Below are 500 nucleotides of genomic sequence, written 5' to 3' on the forward strand. Positions count from 1 at the left end.
AAGTATTACTCCTGATGCTGTTAATGCTTTATCAAGTTTAGCAGGAATTCTACTCTTATTGCCATCAGGATTTTGCCCTGTATAAGCCTCAATAACTTCATTCATTTTCTCTCTCCTTAATTGAATTACTTATTCTGAAAAGGAGTTTATAGGAGGAAAATGTCATTAATATGACTTTATTAAAAAAATGTAATATTTTTTATTCAGAAATATTTAATACTTTTTAAATGTGAAGATAAACTTAATGCATAGAATTAAGTTTATTAAATTAATCTTCTACTTAATAAAAATTGAGTATTATTGTGCCTTTATAAATATATGATAATATATATAGTTTGTGTGATTTTAAAAGTACTTGATTACTAAAGGAAAGAAGAAGATGTTAGATTTAGCGATAATCGGAGGAGGGCCAGCTGGACTTACAGCAGGTTTGTATTCAACAAGAGGTGGATTAAAAAATGTAACGATGTTTGAGATGGGTATGCCAGGAGGACAAATCA

General features: G+C 28.6%; 1 protein-coding gene. It reads left to right on the forward strand.

Features of this window, described 5'->3' with window-relative positions:
- Positions 1 to 379: 379 nt before the first annotated feature.
- Positions 380 to 500: FAD-binding protein (locus CRU95_RS16140; protein ID WP_164969765.1), on the forward strand; the 121-nt coding region annotated here is incomplete at its 3' end.

Origin of the sequence: Arcobacter sp. F2176 (assembly GCF_004116465.1) — a bacterium.
GTDB lineage: Bacteria > Campylobacterota > Campylobacteria > Campylobacterales > Arcobacteraceae > Arcobacter > Arcobacter siniprincipis.